Origin of the sequence: Amycolatopsis sp. CA-128772 (assembly GCF_002904295.1) — a bacterium.
Lineage (GTDB): Bacteria > Actinomycetota > Actinomycetes > Mycobacteriales > Pseudonocardiaceae > Amycolatopsis.
The window spans coordinates 50,308-70,177 of the sequence record NZ_PPHG01000091.1 but is presented as its reverse complement, the minus strand read 5'-3'; the positions used below and the strand labels follow the sequence as shown (position 1 = coordinate 70,177).

The window sequence follows — 19,870 nt, the reverse complement described above, 5'->3', positions numbered from 1 at the left end:
CTCGTTGGCACGTCGTTCGCCGCGCCGGCTGAAGCTGCGTCGCGGCCTGATCACTGCACCGTTCCCGTCCTCGGGCCGGTGTGTGCTCCCGATACCGCCGTTCTTGACGGCAGGCAGCTGCTTCGGACGAAGCTCGCCGCTCTCGTCGGCGAACGAACGTCTCGTACGGCGCTGAACAACCTGCTTGCCGCCGCGAAGACCGACCTCACGGCCGGTCCCTGGAGTGTCACCTCGAAGAAACAGGTGCCACCCAGCGGTGACAAGCACGACTACCTCAGCCTCGCGCCCTACTGGTGGCCGACCACGCAGCCGACCGCCGAAAATCCGTGGGGTTGTCCGTTCGTGCAGCGTGACGGACAGCGGAACCCGATCGTCGACGAGATCACCGACCACGCCTACCGCGGTGAGGCGTTCGCCGCGATCTACCGGCTCGCGCTCGCCTGGTACTACACCGGGGACGTCCGGTACGCGCAGCGCGCGGCGCTCGACCTCCGCACGTGGTTTCTCGACGCCACGACGAAGATGAACCCGAACATGAACTTCGCGCAGGGCATCCCGTGCAAGGTGGACGGCCGCGGCATCGGCATCATCGAGTTCTCCTACACGCTGACGCAGGTCGTCGACGCCACCGCGATCCTCGCGACCGGCGCCCCCGGGTGGACGAAGACCGACCAGGCCGGCATGACCGGCTGGTACACGCAGTTCCTGGACTGGCTGCGCACCAGCAAGAACGGCACCGACGAGGCCAAGGCCCAGAACAACCACGGCAGCTTCTACGACATGCTCGTCGCCTCGCTCGCCCTCGGCACGGGACAGCGGGACCTGGCCGCGGCCATCGTGCGGGACGCCGGGCCGAAGCGGATCGCGGCGCAGGTCGAGGCCAACGGTTACCAGCCGCAGGAGGCGAGCCGGACCCGTAGCTGGCACTACTCCGCGTTCAACTTGGTCGCGCTGACGCGGCTCGCGCAGGTCGGCAAGCACGTCGGCGTCGACTTGTGGCACTACACCGCGCCCAGCGGCGCCACGCTGTTCTCCGCCGTCGACTTCCTGATTCCGGGAGCCACGCAGGGGGCGTCCGCCTGGCCGTACCCCGAGCTGGACTTCCGGCCGTACGCGGCGCTGGACGTCCTCCACGCGGCGGCCGACGCGGGCGACAAGGCGGCGCGGACGGCGCTGCCGCGGGTGCCGGTCGAGCCGGGTGGCGATCTCTACCCCGTCCGGCCCGCCGCCGAACAGCTCGACGACATTTCGACGTCCTGACGGCAAAAGGGCCCGGCCGTGTGGCCGGGCCCTTTTCCGGAATCAGACGCCGGCGACCTGGGAAATCCAGCTGCGATAGCGCGTGATGTTCGTGTACGCGGTGTTGTTCGACCGGTCGCTCGTCGACGCGACGCCGACCTGGCGGCCGGACGCGAACATCGGGCCACCGGAGTCGCCGCCGGCGGTGATGCCGTTGACGCGGTTCGCGCACACCGCGACGCCGCCGGCGTAGTCGCTGCAGCTGATCGAGTTCACCCGCACGGTCGCGACCTTGAGGTAACGCGACTGACAGTTGATCTCGGAGCCGCACTGGCTGGTCGCGCCCCAGCCGTAGACCGAGACGTTCTGGCCGACCGAGACGTCACCGACGCTGCCGAGCGGCGAGTAGGTGGCGTTCACCGAGGTGGTGAGCCGGACGATCGCCAGGTCGGCGGCGCCCGGGTAGCGCGTGATGGTGGAGCCGGTGGCCGTCGTCCCGCCGCTGGACTGGTCCAGGCTTCCGATGCGGAACGTGTAGGTGCCGGAGCTGCTGACGCAGTGCTTGGCGGTGAGGATGTACTGCGGCGCGATGATCGTCGCGGTGCAGTTCTGCTGGCCGTTGACGAACAGCCGGGCGGCCCAGGGCCCGCTGGTGGCGGTGCTGCCGCCGATGATCGACGGCTGGGCCTGCGGGGTGCTGTCGGCGGCCGCGGGGCCGCCGAGCCCGACGACGGCCAATGCGGTGCTCGCGGCCAGCAGGACGAACTTGCCGAATTTCACGCTCACTCCTTTTCACGCGGGGGAGAACCGCGTGGGGGAAAGCCGGTGGGGACCGAACTCCAGGATTGTCCGAGTTCACGGCGAATGTCCGGAACCGACGAAAGTCGCCGGTCGAATCCGTATTTATTGCCCGCTGCGGACTACGTGCAGTTCCCTTACAGTTCCGCGCTCAACGCGTGGGCCCGTCGTCGGGCAGGGGTGAGGGAGGTGTGCCAGACGGGAGGCGTGGGACGTCCTCGAGCTGGGGTGACTTTCAGGCGGCGATCTTCGCCGGGGCCGTCTTCCGCAGCCAGTACAGGCCGATGACTGGCAGGACCAGCGGGATGAACAGGTAGCCCTCGCCGTAGACCGACCAGACGGTGGGGTGCCGGAACGCGGCCGCGTCGACGAGGCTCAGCGTGCCGATCGTCAGGACGCCCAGCAGCTCGATCGAGCAGGCCGCGAGGGCGACGCGCCACCAGCCGTCGCCACGCCGGGCCAGCGCGATCGTCGCGACGATGTAGACGACGGCGGCGAAGGCCGAGAGCAGGTAGGCGAGCGGGGCTTCGTGGAACTTCGTGCTGATCTGGACGCCGGCCCGCGACGTCGCCGCCAGCGCGAAGATCGCGTACACGGCGACGAGCACCCGTCCGGGGCCGCTGGCCGTCTTACGCTGTTGCTCCACTCCACACCTCGTTCAGTCGCAGCACCATCACCGGGATGGCCAGGCAGGCGATGCCGAGCACCACGGTGCTCGAGCGGCTTCGCTCGGCCAGCGCCCAGGCGGCGCCGACGGGCAGCACGACCAGGCAGCCGATCAGGTAGGCGAGGTAGGTCGCCAGGCTGCCGGGGCGTTCACCGCCGGCGAGCAGCACGATCCCGATCACCAGCTGCACGACCAGCAGCAGTTCGAGTACGGCGAGCGCGATCAGGAGCGGGTTGTCCGGCAGCCGGTTGCGAGCCGACTGCACGAAGCTCCAGAGCGCGACGAGCGTGGCAGCCACGGCGACCGTCACGGCGAATCCGAAGATCACCCGTTCCTCCTTCCGGTCCGCCGGCCGCCAACTTACTCTGTGGTACCGGCCGGTCTGTTCGCCGAGGTGCCGTGGGCGTGGCGTGGGCCACCGCGCCGATCGCCGGTGCTCGGCGAGGCCGACAGGGAAAGCGGGTATCGCGCGAATCCCTCACCGGACGTGTTGATGGCATTCTGCCAATTTGGCGGGATATTTAGTCGGAATCCCGGGTGGACCTGCGGAAGTGCTTGGATGATCTTTCTGTTACAACTCTTTGGTGTGATACGTCGGTCGGGGAGGATTACCCTGGGTTCGGCTACCGACCGGTAAATTCACTTTTTGCCTACCTCGGATAGCCCAGTTGAACCGCCGGGTTGGCGGATTGGCTCAGGCTGCTCGGCGTGGATGAATATTCTTCATCCCGGAGCCGTGGTGCCCGGGATCGTACGGAGGGGTATCTCGGATGGACCTGCGCCACGAAGCGTTTTGCTTCGTCGACCCGTTTTTCTACGACGAACAGCAGGAAAACGGTGCGCTGGTCGACGATTTCGCCACGGCGCTCCCGGCGCCGGAGGACGGTTGGGTCACCACGGTCAGGGGAGTCTGGCGGGCGATGCGTCCTGCTGGGCGCGTGCTCCCTGCTCAGGGGTGGAAGATCCGGGTTTCCGCCGGCCCGGACAACGTCCGCCGTGTGCTTGCGCAGGTGTACGAGAGCTGCATCGAGCACCGCATCTCGTACGAGCACCTCCGCTCGGCGTCGGCCTTGCTCGCGCGAAATTCCAAATACGCTTCTCCGGCTGCCGGCGTCGAGGTGGCGGTCATTTACCCGGTCGACGACAACGAACTCGAGCGAGCGCTCGTAGCCCTGTCGCAGCGGCTTGAGGGTGAGCACGGTTCCGATATTCCGAGCGACCTCCGGTACGGCGACGGGCCGCTCTTCGTGCGCTACGGCGGATTCGACGAACAGTGGGTCGAACATGAGGGCCGCCGCGTCCCCGCGGTGCGCAAGCCGGACGGCCGGCTGGTGCCCGACCGGCAGGGATCGACGTTCACCTTGCCCGATTGGGTGAAGATTCCGGCGTGTCTGCGAAGCGGGGTCGCCGCGCACAAAGGAGGTGCGCAGGGCCGGTTCCCCTACCGGTTGACGGCCACCCTGCACGTCTCCAGCGGCGGCGGCAGCTACCTCGCCGTTCCCAAGGCGGGTGGGGAGCAGGTCGTTCTCAAGGAGGCTCGCCCGTACGCCGGCCTCGACGAGGGGCAGGCCGATGCCGTCGAGCGGCTCCGCCGTGAGTACGACGTGCTCGCCCGGCTCGCGGACGTTCCCGGCGTGCCGCAGGTTCTCGAGGGGTTCGCCGTGTCGGAGCGCCACTACCTGGCGGTGGAGCAGATGCCGGGCATCACGCTGGACAGCTGGCTGACCCGCAATTATCCCCTGACCAGGCACAGCGCGACGGTCGCTGACCTCTCCGCATACGCTCGGCGCGCGCTGGCCATCGTCGCGGGAGTGGAGAAGGCGATCGCGGCGGTGCACGCTCGCGGCATCGTCCTGGGCGACCTGCACCCGCTGAACATCCTGATCGACGAAGACCACGACGACCGGATCTCGCTGGTCGACTTCGAGACGGCGTTCAACGTCGAGTCCGGCGATCGGCCGGCTCCCGGTGTGCCCGGTTTCCGCGCTCCGGACGACCGCGCCGGGTTTGAGGTCGACGAGCACGCGGTGGCGGCGCTGCGACTGTGGCTGTTCCTGCCGCTGCTCCCGCTGGTGAGGCTCGCTCCGGCGAAGCTTCGTCGTCTCGCCGACTTCGTCGAACGTCGGTTTGCGCTGCCCGAGGGGTACGCCGATGCCGCCGTCGCGGTGCTGGCCCCGCGTGACGTCGGCGTGGAGCCGGCGCCGGCCCACACGGAGCTTGACCAAGACAAACCGGACTGGTCGCTGGTTCGCAAGCAGATCGTCGAGGGGATCCTGGCCAGCGCGACCCCCGCGCGCCAGGATCGGCTGTTCCCGGGGGACGTCGAGCAGTTCGAGGTCGGCGGCGCTTGCTTCGGCGTCGGTGCGGCGGGCGTGCTGCACGCCCTCGATGTCGTCGGCGCCGGGCGATTCCCCGAGCACGAACGCTGGTTGATCGAGACGGTCCGTCGTGACCCGCCGACCCGGCCAGGCTTCTACGACGGCAGCGCCGGCATCGCCTACGTGCTGGAGAGCCTCGGGTACCAAGACGAAGCCGGCAAGCTGCTGGCGTCGTGCGCGCGGTTCATCGAGCAGACCACCGACCACTCCCTGGATCGCGGCCTGGCCGGCATCGGGCTGACCATGCTGCACTTCGCGACGGTCCGGCAGGACAACGAGTTCGGCCGCCAGGCGCTGGCCACGGCCGTCCGGCTGGCCGAGGCGCTGGAGACGGCGGCGCCCCCGGGACCCTCCGCCCGGGCCGGGCTGCTGTCCGGCTGGGCGGGGCCCGCGCTGCTGTTCGTACGACTCTTCGAGCGCACCGGCGAGCCGGCCTGGCTGTCGTTCGCCGACCAGGCGCTGTGCCGGGACCTCGAGGAGTGCGTCGAGGCCGACGACGGCTCGCTGCAGGTGCGCGACGGTTCGGCCCGTGCGTTGCCTTATGCGGGCGTTGGCAGCGCCGGGATCCTGGTGGTCGCGGAGCAGCTGGCCCGGCACCGTCCCGACGCCGAAGCGTGCGAGAGCGTCGCCGCGCTGCGCGATGCCTGCCGCGGCGAGTTCGTCATGCACCCGGGGGTGCTCAACGGCCGGTGTGGGCTCGCGGTGGCGCTCGGCACGAACCCCGATGCGGATCAGTCCATCCGCGCGGCGATCGACGGGCACCTGGCTTGGCTGGCCTGGTACGCGGTGCCGTACAAGGGCGGCCTCGCGTTCCCGGGCGAGCGGCTGCTGCGGCTCTCGATGGATGTCAAGACCGGTAGCGCCGGGATCCTCCTCTCTCTTGCTGGCCTGCTCGATGGCACTGAAGTCCTGCCGTTCCTGGGTGACACGCGGCCGCACTCGGCCGCCGGCCGGTGACGGTGCCGCCACGACGGCCCTGGCGGGCAGCCAACCCCCGGTACCAAGGGTTCGCTGCCCTCGGTAGGGACGGACTCGTTGCCGGGGCGCCTTCCGGCAACGAGTCCGCGACCCCTACCGGGCCGTCTGCGGTGGTGGTGGTGCGGTTGTGGGCGGGGCGCCTGCCGGCCACCGATCCGCTCTTTGCACCGACCGCATGCGGGCAGTGGTGCGTCCGCGCGCGGGACGTCTTCCGGGAACGGCACGCGACCACTGCGTATCCACATGTGTGCGAGCCGGCTGCTCACGCCCGTGCCGCCACCGGATCGACGCCTAGGCCGCCATCCGTGTGACCAGCCGCTCTGGTGAGACCGCTGCTCGTCCACTGTGGATCGATATAGCGCCACCAGCTTATCGCCGCCGGGAGGCCGTGGAAGCCCTTGATGGCAATCTGTGGACAACTCGCCGATGGTGACGGCACCTGTGGACAACTCGAGCCGATCGCCGCGTTCTGTCGGTGCCGTCGTGCATCATCGGAAGGGCAGGAAGAACGCAGCCCGGAATCGACACCGTCGGAAAGGAGGTGACCGGTGGCGGCACAAATCATCCGGGCTGCAGAGCCTCCAGCGCCTCGCGCAGCTTGCCGGCAAGCGGTGTCGGGCGGCGGGACTCGCGGTCCACGAAGACGTGCACGAAATGGCCTTCCGCGACCAGGGACTCGTCCGCGGCGTACATCCCGATTTCGTAGCGGACGCTGGACTTCCCGAGGTGGGCTACCCGTAACCCGACCCGCAGCGACCCAGGAAAGGAAACCGATGCGTGATACCCGCAGTGCGACTCGACGCACAGCCCGATCACCGCCCCGGCTTCGATGTCGAGGCCGCCCTGCTCGATGAGCCACGTGTTGATCACTGTGTCCATCAGCGAGTAGTGCACGACGTTGTTGACGTGGCCGTAGACGTCGTTGTCCTTCCAGCGCAACGGGATCGTCTGCCAGTGCGGGTACCCGTTCACCACAGCGACACCGACTCGCGCAGGATGCCCGACAGGTCGTCCGCGGACGCCTCGCGCGGTGCGGTGGCCAGCAGCCGTTGCTGCTTCAGCGTTCCTTCGACGAGGGAGTCCACATCGGACTCCGTGTAGCCGACGGCGCCGATGCCGTCCGGGATGCCGATCTGCCGCATCAGGTCGATCAGCACCGCGGGCAGGTGGTCGGCGAAGTCGCCGGGCCACTCGAAGTCGGGCGCCAGGAGGCGGGCGACGCGCAGGTGGCGGTCCGGTGCCGCGCTGAAGGTGAAGCGGAACGCCGCGGGCGCAGTCAGCGAGACCGCCATGCCGTGGGGGACCATGGGTTCTTCGCCCGGATAACCCTCCGGGTGGAAATCCCTGACCTGCCCGGCTATCGGGTACGCGTTGGCGTGCGGGATGTGCACGCCGGCGTTGCCGAAGCCGAGGCCGGCGAACGTCGCGGCCAGGGCCATGGCCTCACGCGCCTTGAGGTCGGAACCGTCGCGCACGGCCGCCGGGAGGGCCCACGACAGCAACCTCAGCGACTGCTCGGCGAACATGTCGGCCAGGGGGTTCGCACCGCAGTACGGCACCCGCTGCTCCGGGCGCTTGCGCTCGAACTCGGTGTACGGCTTGGCGGTGTAGCTCTCCGCGGCGTGGCACAGGATGTCCATGCCGCTGGCGGCCGTCACGCCCGGTGGCTGGCTGACGGTGAGCCGGGGGTCGACGACGGCGAGGGTCGGGCGCAGCCGCAGGTGGCTGATCCCGCTCTTGACGCGCAGCGACAACACGTCCAGGACGCAGACCGTCGTGCTCTCGGAGCCGGTGCCGGTGGTGGTGGGCACCGCGACCAGGGGCTTCAGCGGGCGGTCCGGGGCGCGGCCGCCGCCGACGGGGGCGTTGACGTAGTCCATCAGCTCGCCGTCGTTGCTGGTCAGCAGGTTGGCGGCCTTGGCGGTGTCGATGGCCGAGCCGCCGCCGACGGCGACGAAAGCGTCGTACGGGCCGGTTCCGCGGGCGAAGTCAACCGCCTTCTGCATGCTGACATCGGTGGGCTCGACGTGTACGCCGTCGAAGATCTCGGTTTCGATGCCGTAGCCGGCGATGCCCTCCGCGATGCGTTGGGGCCAGCCGGTCGCGGCCACCTGCGGGTCGGTCAGCACGAGGACGCGGTGGGCGCCGTACTGGGTGAGGTCGTAGCCGATCTCGTCGCTGGCTCCGGTGCCGTACTTCAACGCCGGTGCGCCATAAGTAAAAACAGTTTCATGTTCCGTGGCGGCCAAGTCTGTGGTCCTCGCTCCCTTGATCGGCAACCAGTCGGTCAAAGCGGACATTCAGCCCATCCTTACCGGGTTTCGGCGAAGATCACTTGACTGCACTGAACGGTGCCCGCCTAAGCTCTCCTCATTAGATACCAACTGGGAGCGACCGTCGCCCAGACGGCCGTGCGGATCCTGACCGAGGCGCGTGTCCGCCGCGTGTACGCGGTGGTCGGTGAGTCCTTCCTGGAACTGCTGGACGCCCTGCAACGCGAGCGGGAGATCACGCTCGTCTCGGCGCGGCACGACGCGGGCGCGGCCTTCATGGCGGAGGCCGAGGGCAAGCTCACCGAACGTCCTGCCGTGCTGCTCGCCAGCCGGGGGCCGAGTGCGGCGAGCCTGGCCATCGGCGTCCAAACGGCCTACCAGGACGAGACGCCGATGGTCGTGTTGCTGGAGACGCCGGCGACCGAACCGGTGCCGTCGTCGTCCGGGGAGCTGCCGACGTCGGACCTCACGGCCATGTTCGAGTCGATCGCCAAGTCGACCGTGCGGGTGACCGACCCGGACGGCCTGCCCGGGCTGCTGGCGCACGCGCTGACGACGTCGCAGGAAGGCCGGCCGGGACCGGTCGTGCTCGGCGTGCCCTGCGACATCTGGGGCATGCCCTACGACGCGGCGAAGCCGATGGCGCGGGTGCGGCCGCCGGCGTCCGGGACGCTGGGCCGTTCGGCGGATGCCGTGGCCCAGCTGGTGGACGAGGCCAAGTACCCCGTTGTCGTCGTCGGGGGGCGGGCGCGGTCGGCGCGGGACGAGCTGATCGCCGTGGCCGACGAACTCGCGCTGCCCGTCTACAACGCCTTCCGGCGGCAGGACGCCTTCCCCGAGAACCACGCCCGCTACGCCGGGCACCTCGGGCTCGGCATCCCGGCGCGTCAGCTGGACGCGCTCGAGCGAGCCGACCTCGTGCTCGCGCTCGGCACCCAGCTCGACGAGGTGACGACGCAGGCCTACCGCTACCCGACCGCGCAGCAGACGCTGGTCATGGTCGGCACCGGCATCGACGTCAGCCCCAAACGGCGGGGGCTGACCTTCCGGGTCGACTCCGAGGTCGAGCCGTTCCTGCGGGAGCTGCGGGCGGTGGCGTCGCCGCGGACGCGGCGGGCCTCGGCGGCCAACGCGGCCGTCCACACCTTCATGACCCCGCCCGACACCAGCGGGAACACCCGGGTGCACCCCGTCGACGTCGTCCGGGCGCTGCGGAAGCTGGCGCCCGAGGACACCATCGTGACCAGTGACGCGGGCAACTTCGCGCAGTTCATGCACCGCTACTGGTGCTTCACGGCGCCGCGCAGCCAGCTCGGTCCGAGCAACGCCGCGATGGGCTACGCCGTGCCGGCGGCCGTGGCGGCGAAGCTGGTCGAGCCGCGGCGGACCGTTGTCGCCATGGTCGGGGACGCCGGGACGCTGATGACCGGGCAGGAGATCGAAACGGCCGTCCGGTACCGGGCTCCGGTCATGGTGGTCGTCTTCCAGAACGGCGTGCACGGGGCGCTAGCCATGCACCAGGCCCGCACCTACGGCCGGCTCACCGGCGTCTCGATCCCGCTGACCGACTTCGCCTCTTGGGCGCGTGGATTGGGCGCGGCGGGGTACACCGTGGACGACCGGGAAGAGCTCGAACCCATCATCGCCAGTGCGCTGGTGCGGCAGCGGCCGTGCGTCATCGACGTGCGCACCGATCCCGACGTCGTCACTCCGGACGTGCGGCTTTCGGCGCTGCTCGGCCAGGCGCGCCCGCAACCTCCCGCGCAGTAAGGATTCTGCTCCGTTTCGTTCCGGAAAATCCGGGAATGTCGTGTGGTAGCAGTGCGTTGGCTCAGGTAACCTGGCGGTGTTCCGGTGGTGGTTCGCCGCTGAACCTTCCCGGCCGGGTCCCGGCGGGAGACAACCGGTTTCTGTCGGTGCCGCATGGCACCATCACGGTCATGACCCGCGCCGAAGCGGGCAGGGAACGAGGGGAGTTTCGACGTGACCGATCACCAGCACGGGTCCGAAGCAGCACGGAAGGCCTCCGGCGTCGTGCCGGTGCTGTTCAGCGCCAGTTCCGAGGCCCACGACGACGCCGTGGTCGCCGGCGAGCACGACACCGCGTGGCGCTCGCCGTTCGCGACCGAGGGCCTGCGCCCGGCGAGTGGCGAATAGCTCATCTCTCCAGGGTGAAGACCGCTTGTCCGCCCTGGTCAAGGTGTGCTTTACTGCTTATGGTCTCGATTTTTGTGAGTCACGCTCGCAAGATTCAGCGGGCGTAGTGTCTCCTCACCGAGGAAGCAAACCGTCCGGGTGCTGACCCGGGTCGCCGAAGTGGCTTCCTGATTTTTTGGTGTTACATATGGAGATTTTTGATGACTCAGGGCACTGTGAAGTGGTTCAACTCCGAGAAGGGGTTCGGCTTCATCACCCCCGACAACGGTGGCGGCGACGTCTTCGTTCACTACAGCGAGATCCAGGGTAACGGCTTCAAGAGCCTCGAGGAGAACGCTCGCGTCGAGTTCGAGATCGGCCAGGGCCAGAAGGGCCCGCAGGCCACGTCGGTCACCGTGATCTGACTTTGATCTTGGGGAAGGGCCGTCACCCGTTCGGGGTGGCGGCCCTTTTCGTAGGCTGCGCACCATGATCGAGCACGGTTACGCCGTTTCCGGGATGAGCTGCGGGCACTGCGCCCAGTCGGTGACCGAAGAAATCGCCGCGCTGCCCGGAGTGGCCGGAGTGGACGTCGACGTCCCGGCCCGCCGCGTCCTCGTGCGTGCCGAAACCGCGCTGGCGGACGACGACGTCCGCGCCGCGGTCGAAGAAGCCGGCTACACCTTCGAAGGTGCCGTGTAACCGGGCCGAGTTCCGGTTGGTTCTCACCCCTCTCCCGGTTGGACAGTCCACTGAAGACCAGCCAGTGGGACGCGCCGGTGTGATCTGTGACGCTTCGAGCACGCCCGAACACTGCAACGCCCTGCAACCCTTCCGTCCACGCCGATCGCGGGGTCTCCTGTTCTCCGGAACAGGAACGGGAGGTCAGGTGGGCGAAACGGTGGCGGGGATCGTCGCGAACCCGGCTTCGGGGCGGGACATCCGCCGGCTGGTCGCGCAGGCTTCGGTGTTCCCCACCGCGGAGAAGGCGAACATGGTCCAGCGGCTGCTGGCGGCGTTCGCCGTCACGGGGCTGGACCGCGCACTCGTCTCGACCGATCTCGGCGGCATCTCCGCCGCGGTCCTGCGCTCGCTCGGCCGGGGCGGGACCTGGCCGAAGGTCGACTTCTGCGAGGACGACCCCATCACCGGCACCGCGGCCGACACGACGAACGCGGTGCGCCGGATGGTCGAGGCGGGCGCCGGCGTCATCGTCGTCCTCGGTGGCGACGGAACCGCGCGCGTGGCCGCCGCCGCGTGCGAAGACGTGCCGATCCTCGCTCTCTCCACCGGGACCAACAACGTCTTCCCGCAGATGCGGGAGGCGACCGTGGCCGGCCTGGCCGCCGGGCTGATCGCCACCGGCCAGATCGATCCCGACCTCGTCACCCACCGCGTCAGCGTGCTCGAGGTCGTCACGAAGGCGCGTCGCGAGATCGCGCTCGTCGACGTCTGCGTGTCGCTGAGCAGGCACATCGGCGCCCGGGCGCTGTGGGACCCGTCCTCGCTCACCGAGCTGTACTGCACCTTCGCCGAGCCGGACGGGATCGGCCTCTCGAGCGTTCCCGGCCAGCTCTGCCCGAGCCCCCGGTCGAGCCCGGACGGCGTCGCACTGCAGCTCGGGCCGGTCGGGGAGACGCCGTACGTCGTGCAGGCGCCGATCGCACCCGGGCTCGTGCGGCCCGTCGGGGTGCGCGGCTGGGGTCTGCTCCGGCCCGGGGTGCGCGTCGAACTTGCGGCCGCCGGCGGGGTCATCGCGCTCGACGGCGAGCGGGAACTCGAGCTGAAGACCGGGGAGAGCGCGTTCGTCGAGCTCAAACCGGACGGGCCGTGGGTCGTCGACGTCCGGGCGGCGATGGCGGAGGCGGCGCGGAAAGGGCTGTTGCGCGCGGAGACCGATTCGGGGAAGGAGCGTCGAAGATGACTGACGCCCTGCAGGGTGCGTACCGCGTGATGTGCACCATCCGGGCCTTCGAAGAGCGAGTCCGCCGGGAGACCGGCGAACCGGCCGGGCCCCGGACCGCCGGTGCGGAGGCCGCCGCGGCCGGTGTCTGCCTGCACCTCGACGGCCGGGACGTCATCGCCGGCGCCCACCGCCGGCACGGTCACCGCATCGCCAAGGGCGTCGACGTCCGGGCCGTGATGGCCGATATCCGCGGCCGCCGGACCCACATCGCCGACGGCACGCTCGGCGGCGTCCCCCTCCTCGTCTGCGGCGCCGCGCTGGCCGCGAAACAGCAGGACAACGGCGGTGTCGGCGTGGCCTTCCTCGGCGAGAGCGCCGTCAACCCGGCGGCGACGGCGGAGGCGCTGACCCTCGCGTGCGCCTGGAACCTGCCGGCGATCTTCGTCGCGGAGGACGGCGGCTACGCCGATCGGGTGGCCGGGCTCGGCATGCCCGTCGTGATCGTCGACGGCTCCGACTTCTTCGCCGTCCACGAAGCGGCCGGCGAGGCGGTCGGCCGCGCCCGCGGTGGCGGCGGTCCGACGCTGATCGAAGCCGGCTTCGTCGAGGACGGCTTCGACTGCCTCACGCGGTTCCGCGCCCGCGTCACCGACAGCGGTGAGCTGGCCCGACAGGTCCTCGACGACATCGACGCCGAAGTCGCGAAGCTCATCGAAGATTCGGTTTCCGCCGCGAGCGCCACCCCGGACAGCCCGCAGACCGACGTCTACGTCTCGTACTGACCCGGGCCGGCCGGGCCCGGCCGCGATGTGCGCCACCTTCCGATCACCGCCTCGAAAAGGCAGACTCCGGGGAGGTAAGAGCGCAAGGAGCGGCGGTTGGGGCAGCGAGACCTCGAGGCGGCGTTGCCGGCGGGGGTGGATCCCGGGCGGCACGCCCGTGTCCTCGCGCAGGTGCACGAAGCGGCCCTGAGCGGAAAAGTGCTGCCCAGCCGCCCGCGGGCGGTCATCGGCGCATCCTGGCAACGCATGCGCCGCCTCGGCATGGACCCCGACAGCCGGGCCGCCGCACCCGTCCTGACCTTCGAACAGCTGGAAGCGCGCCGCCGCGCCAGCGGGCTGGCCGACGCGCTGCCGACCCTGCGCGACGGCCTGATCAGCCTCGCCGAGCAGGCCGCCCACATCATGGTGATCGCCGACGCGGGCGGTGCCGTCCTCTGGCGCGACGGCAGCGCCGCGGTCCGCCGCCGCGCCGACGGGCTCGGGTTCGTCGAAGGCGTCGACTGGCAGGAAGAGTCCGTCGGCACCAACGCGATCGGCACCGCGCTGGTCGCGCGCACGCCGGTGCAGATCTACTCGGCCGAGCACTACGTCCGTGCCCAGCACTCCTGGACGTGCGCGGCCGCGCCGCTGCACGACCCGCGTGACGGCAGGCTGCTCGGCGTCGTCGACCTCTCCGGGCCGGCCTCGACCGTCCACGCGACGACGTTGGCGCTGGTCGACGCGGTGACACGGCTCGCCGAGGCCCAGCTGCGCACCACCCACCTCACCGAGCTCGAACGGCTTCGCGGCTTCGCCGTCCCGGTGCTGGCGAAGGTCGGCGGACCGGCCGTGGTGGCCGACGAGCACGGCTGGGTCGCCGCGGCCGCCGGGCTCGCGCCGGTCGACCGGATCGCGCTGCCCACCGGCCTCGGCCCCGGCCGGGTCTGGCTGCCGGCGTACGGCAACTGCGCGGCCGAGCCGGTGCCCGGCGGCTGGCTGATCCGGCTGACCGAGACCGAAGCCGCCCCGCCCACCCGCGTCGTGCTCGACGTCCGGTCGCCGCGCGAGCCGGAGCTCACCGTGGCCGGCGCGGCCGGGACCTGGACGCACCGGCTCAGCCCGCGCCACGCCGAGATGCTGTACGTGCTGGCCAGCCACCGTGACGGCCGTTCGGCGTCGGAGCTGTCGGCCGACCTGTTCGGCGACGCCGGCCGCACGGTCACCGTCCGCGCCGAGATGTCCCGGCTGCGGCGCCACTTCGGCGGCATCCTCGGCGCCAAGCCGTACCGCTTCGCCGACGACGTCGAGGTGGTGGTCCGGCGGCCGCCGACGCCTGAAGCCGTCCTCCCGCATTCGCTCGCCCCGGCCATCCGCGGCTGAGTCCACTGTGGACAGAAGTGGCCACCCGCCGGAGGCGAACGTCACTCGAACAGGTGAAGGCAGCGTCCGCGGCGCGCTGACGTCGGCCGTCGGCGCTTGCACGCCGAGATCACGTGCTGGTGACAGGCGGCGGTGCCGGTGGCTGTGCGTGCGGCGACTCGGCTACCTTCTGCGGAGACGGCTCACAGAGCTTTTCGGGGGGGACCGGGTGGGGAAGCCCCCGGCCCGGGGCGAAGCCCCGGAAGGTACGGGGAGGAATCGGGGATGACCAGCACTGCGACGGCCCCGGGTCCCGCGGCGCCCGCGCCCGGACCCCCACCGTCGCCACCGGACGGCCGTGACCGCGCCGGGAGCCGCAGCGGCCTGCTGGGGCTGCTGGACCTGCCGGGCCAGGGCGTCCGCGCGATCGTCCGCTCCGCCGCGACCACGCCCGGGCGGCTCACCGTCATCGCCGTCGGGCTGGTGCTGCTCTCCCTCATCGCCGGCCTCGTGGCGACGCTGTCGGTGCAGAGCCGCGACGACACGATCTCCGGCGTCATCGACCACCGCGAGCCCCTCGCCGCCGCCGCACAGCAGGTCTACCGCTCGCTCTCGGACGCCGACGCGACCGCCGCGAGCGCGTTCCTCTCCATCGGCACCGAACCGCCGGAGCTCCGCCAGCGCTACGAGCGTGACGTCGCCGAAGCCGGTGCCGCGCTCGCCAAGGCCGCTTCCGACGCCTCCGACATCGCCGACGCGGCCCCGGTCGACGTCCTCAACCAGTCGTTGCCCGTCTACACCGGGCTCGTCGAGACGGCCCGCGCGAACAACCGGCTCGGCTACCCGGTCGGCGCGTCCTACCTCCGCGAGGCGTCCGAGCTGATGCGGGCGAAGATCCTGCCGGCCGCCCAGGACCTCTACCGCGTCGACACCGAGCGGCTGATCGACGAGCAGGACAGCGCGACCGGCTTCCCGTGGCTCGCCACGATCCTGCTGGCCGCCCTGCTGGCCGCGCTCGTCGTGGCGCAGATCCACCTCACCCGCCGCACCAACCGGCTGCTCAACGTCGGGCTCGTCGTCGCCACGGCCGCCGTCGTGGTGTCGCTGCTGTGGGGTGCGGTCGCCCTGGTCGTGCAGGGCAGCCTGGTCGGCAGCGGCCAGGCCGACGGCTCGCACCGCGTCGACGTGCTGGTCCGGGCGCGGATCGCGGCGCTGCAGGCCCGGGCGGACGAAACGCTGACGCTGGTCGCCCGCGGCGACGGCGCCGCGTACGAGAAGGACTTCGGCGCCAACGCGGTCCAGCTCGCCGGCCCCGACGGCCAGGGCGGCCTGCTCGGCGAAGCCCGCGGTTTGATCAAGGACGGCGAGGGCGTCACGAAGGTCGCCGACGCGACGAAGGCCACCGACGACTGGCTCAAGGCCCACAAGGAAGTCCGCGCCCAGGACGACGCCGGTCAGTACCAGGAAGCCGTCGACTTCGCCGTCCTGGAGGACAAGACCGACGGCTCGGCGCCGGCGTTCCGGCGGCTCGACGACAGCCTCCAGGCGGCCATCGACGTCGGCAGGCAGGAATTCCTCGACGACACCCACCGCGGGGACACCGCGCTGACGTTCCTCGCGCCCGGCCTGGCCGTGCTGGCGATCGTCGCCGCCGCGGGTGTCACCATGGGAATCCGGGAGCGACTGAGGGAGTACCGGTGAACAGGCGGGGCATCACGGTCCGGGCGGGCGTGCTGGCGCTCGTCGCGCTGCTGGCGGCGTCCTGCGGCAGCCCCGGGAAACCGGTCGACCCGGCCCCGGTCGGCAACGCGGCCTGGCCGCAGCCCGCGCACGTCGGCGGCCCGGACGCGGCGGCCGGCGGCGGCAGCGACACCAGCTGCAACCCGCTCGCCAGCCTGGCGCCCGACAAGGGCACGTCGATCCCCGGCGGCTCGACCATGGCGAAGATCAAGGAACGCGGCAAGCTCATCGCCGGCGTCGACCAGACCACCTACCTGTTCGGCTTCCGCAACCCCACCTCGGGCAACCTCGAGGGCTTCGACATCGACCTCGTCAACGAGATCGCCCGCTCGATCTTCGGCGCGCCCGAAGGCCACGTCCAGTTCCGCGCGATCACGTCGTCGCAGCGGCAGGACGTGCTGGCGCAGCACCAGGTCGACATCGTGGTCCGGACCTACAGCATCACCTGCGCGCGCAAGAAGGACGTGCAGTTCTCCTCCGTGTACTACGTCGCCGGGCAGCGGCTGCTGGTCACGAAGGAGTCGAAGGCGACGAAGCTGGCCGACCTGAGCGGCAAGAAGGTGTGCGCGGCGAAGAAGTCGACGTCACTGGCGAAGATCGCGACGGACCCGGCGAAGCCGGTGGCGGTCTCGGTGGACAACTGGTCGGACTGCCTGGTGATGCTCCAGCAGGGCCAGGTCGAGGCGGTTTCGACCGACGACACCATCCTCGCCGGGATGGCCGCGCAGGACCCGACGCTGCAGGTCGTCGGCGACCAGTTCACCCAGGAGAACTACGGCATCGGCGTGCCGAAGGACAACGAGGACATGGTCAAGTTCGTCAACGCCGTGCTCGAGAACATCCGCAACAGCGGCGCCTGGCAGAACAGCTACCGCCACTGGGTGGAACCGTCGCTCGGGCCGGCGTCACCGCCGCAGCCGCAGTACCAGTGAACCGGTCGCGACTAGGATCGATCCCCGCACGCCGGGGATCTGGGAGGTAGCAGTGTCGGAGGAGCCGCGCCGTCCTCGGCACGCCGCGCCGGACGACCAGCCGAAGGCCGGGTCGAGCTGGCAGCCGCCGCCACCGGTGCGGTGGGAGACGCCGGAGCCGTCGATCTCGGGCCGCCTCGACGACGGCGAGCCGTCGCGCGGCGAGGAGACCGTCTTCCACGCGCCGGTGCGCCGCCCGCCGACGCCGCCGCGCGGCGCGCCGATCCCGGGCGCCGACGACCCGACCAAGCCGCCCGGCAGCATGAACCCGGTCGTGCCGCCGGTCCAGCCGGTGCCGACGCAGGCCGTCCGCCCGCCGCAGCCCGACGAGCCGCAGCTGACGAGCGTGCTCGCGGCGCCGGCACCGGAAACCCAGAGCATCATGCCGCCGGTGCCGCGCCCGGACACCGGTCCCGGCACCCCGCTGCCCGACCCGGGCACCGAAAGCGTCCTGCCCGAGCGCACCAGCGAAGGCCGGCACACCGGAACCGGGACGGGCACCGGAACCGGCAGCGGCTCGGGTTCCGTCCCCGGCGCGTTCCCCGGCACGTCGCGGCGGACGTCGTCCCGGACGTCGCGGTCCCGCCGCGGCCGGCTCGGCGCCGGGCTGGTCGAGGTGCCGCCGGTTCCCGCGCGCGACCCCGCGTCCGCGGTGCTGTCGAACCCGGTGGTGTCGGAGGAAAAGCGGTTCTGCGGCAGCTGCAACACGAAGGTCGGCCGCGGCAAGGACGGCGAACCCGGTTCCCCGGAAGGGAAGTGCGAGAACTGCGGCGCGCCGTTCTCCTTCGTCCCGAAGCTGCAGCCGAACGAGCTCGTCGGCGGCCAGTACGAAGTCCTCGGCGCGATCGCCTACGGCGGCCTCGGCTGGATCTACCTGGCGCAGGACCACAACGTCAGCGACCGCTGGGTGGTCCTCAAAGGACTGATCGACACCGGTGACGCGACGGCGATGGCGGCCGCGGCCAACGAGCAGCGGTTCCTCGCCGAGGTCGAGCACCCGAACATCGTCAAGATCCACAACTTCGTGCAGCACCCGGACGCCCACAGCGGGACGACGACCGGCTACATCGTGATGGAGTACGTCGGCGGCCAGTCGCTGCGGCAGCTCGCCCTCGCGCACCACCGGGAAAGCCGCCGTCCGGAGCCGCTGCCGATCGGCCAGGTCATCGCCTACGGGCTGGAGATCCTGCCCGCACTCGGCTACCTGCACAGCCAGGGCCTGCTCTACTGCGACCTCAAGCCCGACAACGTCATCCAGACCAACGAGCAGCTGAAGCTGATCGACCTCGGCGCGGTCCGCCGCACCGACGACTACGAGAGCCCGCTGTTCTTCACCACCGGCTACAGCGCGCCGGAACTGCCGACGCAGGGCGCGTCGGTGGCCTCGGACCTGTTCACCGTCGGGCGCACGCTCGCCGTGCTGAGCTTCGAGTTCACCGGCTACACGAACAAGTTCAAGACGACCTTGCCCGGCCCGGACGCCGTCCCGCTGTTCGCGCTCTTCGGTTCTTACTACCGGTTCCTGCGGCGCGCGACGCACGCCGACCCGGACCGCCGGTTCCTCTCCGCCGAAGAAATGGCCGACCAGCTCACCGGCGTCCTGCGCGAGATCATGGCGCTCGGCACCGGCAAGCCGCGGCCCGGCGCGTCCACCGTGTTCGGCCCGGAGAGCCGGACCTTCGGCGTGCAGCTGGTGGTGCCGGAGGCCGGCGCCAGCGTGCCGCTGCCCGGTGCGGACGAGGTCGTCGCCGGCCTGCCGATCCCGCAGGTCGACACGGACGACCCGGCGGCGGGCGTGCTCGCCACCACGACCGCGCTCGACCCGCGCGCCGCCATCGAGGCGCTGGCCGGTGCGCCGCGGGAGTCCATCGAGGTCCGGCTGCGGATCGTGCGCGCCCGGATCGAGCTCGGCGAGCTCGCGGAGGCGCAGCGGCAGCTGCAGGCGGCGCAGTACCTGGCGATCAAGAACGGCTTCCCGCACGACTGGCGGATCGACTGGTACCGCGGCCTCATCGAGCTGGCGGGCGGCCGTTCGCGGGTTGCGCACGTCGCGTTCGAAGCGGTGTACGACGACCTGCCGGGCGAGATCGCCCCGAAGCTCGCCCTGGGTGTCAGCGCCGAGGGCGTCGGCGACTACTTCGCCGCCGCGCGGTTCTACGAGCTGGTCTGGCGCACCGACCGCACCTACGTCAGCGCCGCCTTCGGCCTCGCCCGCGTGTACCTCGCGCAGGGCGCGCGGGCGAGCGCGGTCGAGGTGCTGGAAACCGTGCCGCCGTCGTCGACCCACTACGTCGACGCCCAGGTCGCGGCGATCAAGATCAAGACGACCGCGACCAAGGCGAACGGCCGCGAGACGCCGGTCGCCGAGCACGATCTGCTCGACGCGTCGGCCCGGCTCGAACGGCTTCGCCTGGATGTCGAACGCAAGACGCAGCTGAGCGCGAACGTGCTCGAAGCCGCGCACGAATGGCTCAAGCAGGGCAAGCCGACGCCGGGCGCGCGGGTGCTGGGTTGCCCGCTCGAGGAACGCGAACTGCGGTTCGGCCTCGAGCGGTGCTACCGGGCCCTGGCGCGGCTGGCGGGCACGATCGAACAGCGCGTCGAGCTGGTCGACCGGGCGAACGCCATCCGGCCCCGCACCCTCACCTGATCAGGGAGGCGGCA

At 70.9% G+C, this 19,870-nt stretch carries 17 protein-coding genes; 12 read left to right on the top strand and 5 right to left on the bottom strand.

Translation table 11 applies throughout. The features are described 5' to 3' along the window. Positions 1-78 precede the first annotated feature (78 nt). Entirely contained in the window at positions 79-1,260 is a 1,182-nt protein-coding gene (locus C2L59_RS40820; protein WP_370444823.1) for an alginate lyase family protein, read from the top strand. A 42-nt stretch (positions 1,261-1,302) separates the two neighbouring features. Here C2L59_RS40820 and C2L59_RS40815 read toward each other — a convergent pair whose 3' ends face one another. The 3 genes from C2L59_RS40815 to C2L59_RS40805 form a co-directional block, all read right to left on the bottom strand. Continuing rightward, positions 1,303-2,019 carry a trypsin-like serine protease gene (locus C2L59_RS40815; RefSeq protein WP_103354939.1) on the bottom strand — a complete coding sequence of 239 codons (717 nt, stop codon included), beginning with the start codon at positions 2,017-2,019 and terminating at the stop codon, positions 1,303-1,305. A 253-nt stretch (positions 2,020-2,272) separates the two neighbouring features. Next, positions 2,273-2,644 carry a hypothetical protein gene (locus C2L59_RS40810; RefSeq protein ID WP_103354938.1) on the bottom strand — a complete coding sequence of 124 codons (372 nt, stop codon included), beginning with the start codon at positions 2,642-2,644 and terminating at the stop codon, positions 2,273-2,275. A 22-nt stretch (positions 2,645-2,666) separates the two neighbouring features. After that, the gene (locus tag C2L59_RS40805) at positions 2,667-3,032 is read right to left on the bottom strand and encodes a hypothetical protein (RefSeq protein WP_103354937.1); all 366 of its coding nucleotides are present in this window, start codon (positions 3,030-3,032) and stop codon (positions 2,667-2,669) included. A 442-nt stretch (positions 3,033-3,474) separates the two neighbouring features. Here C2L59_RS40805 and lanKC point away from each other — a divergent pair, with 442 nt between their 5' ends. Continuing rightward, a complete protein-coding gene (lanKC, locus tag C2L59_RS40800; protein WP_103354936.1) occupies positions 3,475-6,039 on the top strand; it encodes a class III lanthionine synthetase LanKC in 2,565 nt (854 codons plus the stop codon). Between the two features lie 582 nt (positions 6,040-6,621). On the opposite strand, the gene C2L59_RS40795 is transcribed toward lanKC, so the two are convergent. Beyond that, the gene (locus C2L59_RS40795; RefSeq protein ID WP_103354935.1) at positions 6,622-7,035 is read right to left on the bottom strand and encodes a thioesterase family protein; all 414 of its coding nucleotides are present in this window, start codon (positions 7,033-7,035) and stop codon (positions 6,622-6,624) included. Continuing rightward, positions 7,029-8,309: a hydroxyacid-oxoacid transhydrogenase gene (locus C2L59_RS40790; RefSeq protein ID WP_103354934.1), complete on the bottom strand. Its 1,281-nt coding sequence runs from the start codon at positions 8,307-8,309 to the stop codon at positions 7,029-7,031. Before C2L59_RS40790 ends, C2L59_RS40795 begins: the two co-directional genes overlap by 7 nt. 135 nt (positions 8,310-8,444) lie before the next feature. Between C2L59_RS40790 and C2L59_RS40785 the strand changes: the two genes are divergently transcribed. From C2L59_RS40785 to C2L59_RS40745, 10 genes are all read left to right on the top strand, one after another. After that, positions 8,445-10,103, top strand: a complete 1,659-nt coding sequence (locus C2L59_RS40785; protein WP_103354933.1) for a thiamine pyrophosphate-dependent enzyme — start codon at positions 8,445-8,447, stop codon at positions 10,101-10,103. 213 nt (positions 10,104-10,316) lie between these two features. Beyond that, positions 10,317-10,490: a hypothetical protein gene (locus C2L59_RS48340; RefSeq protein ID WP_199199595.1), complete on the top strand. Its 174-nt coding sequence runs from the start codon at positions 10,317-10,319 to the stop codon at positions 10,488-10,490. A 200-nt stretch (positions 10,491-10,690) separates the two neighbouring features. Continuing rightward, entirely contained in the window at positions 10,691-10,894 is a 204-nt protein-coding gene (locus tag C2L59_RS40780) for a cold-shock protein (protein WP_013222289.1), read from the top strand. Positions 10,895-10,958: 64 nt separating this feature from the next. Then, positions 10,959-11,171 carry a heavy-metal-associated domain-containing protein gene (locus C2L59_RS40775; protein ID WP_103354932.1) on the top strand — a complete coding sequence of 71 codons (213 nt, stop codon included), beginning with the start codon at positions 10,959-10,961 and terminating at the stop codon, positions 11,169-11,171. A 187-nt stretch (positions 11,172-11,358) separates the two neighbouring features. After that, positions 11,359-12,393: an ATP-NAD kinase family protein gene (locus tag C2L59_RS40770; RefSeq protein ID WP_103354931.1), complete on the top strand. Its 1,035-nt coding sequence runs from the start codon at positions 11,359-11,361 to the stop codon at positions 12,391-12,393. Next, positions 12,390-13,157 carry a thiamine pyrophosphate-dependent enzyme gene (locus C2L59_RS40765; RefSeq protein ID WP_103354930.1) on the top strand — a complete coding sequence of 256 codons (768 nt, stop codon included), beginning with the start codon at positions 12,390-12,392 and terminating at the stop codon, positions 13,155-13,157. Before C2L59_RS40770 ends, C2L59_RS40765 begins: the two co-directional genes overlap by 4 nt. 96 nt (positions 13,158-13,253) lie before the next feature. Further along, positions 13,254-14,516, top strand: a complete 1,263-nt coding sequence (locus C2L59_RS40760; protein WP_103354929.1) for a helix-turn-helix domain-containing protein — start codon at positions 13,254-13,256, stop codon at positions 14,514-14,516. 264 nt (positions 14,517-14,780) lie between these two features. Then, positions 14,781-16,196, top strand: coding sequence for a hypothetical protein (locus C2L59_RS40755; RefSeq protein WP_103354928.1), 1,416 nt, complete (start codon positions 14,781-14,783; stop codon positions 16,194-16,196). Beyond that, positions 16,193-17,167: a glutamate ABC transporter substrate-binding protein gene (locus C2L59_RS40750; protein ID WP_233223972.1), complete on the top strand. Its 975-nt coding sequence runs from the start codon at positions 16,193-16,195 to the stop codon at positions 17,165-17,167. The genes C2L59_RS40755 and C2L59_RS40750 overlap by 4 nt, the downstream gene beginning before the upstream one ends. Positions 17,168-17,219: 52 nt before the next feature. Further along, on the top strand, positions 17,220-19,856 hold the full coding sequence (locus tag C2L59_RS40745) for a serine/threonine-protein kinase (RefSeq protein ID WP_103354927.1): 2,637 nt from the start codon (positions 17,220-17,222) through the stop codon (positions 19,854-19,856). The last annotated feature ends 14 nt before the right edge of the window (positions 19,857-19,870 follow it).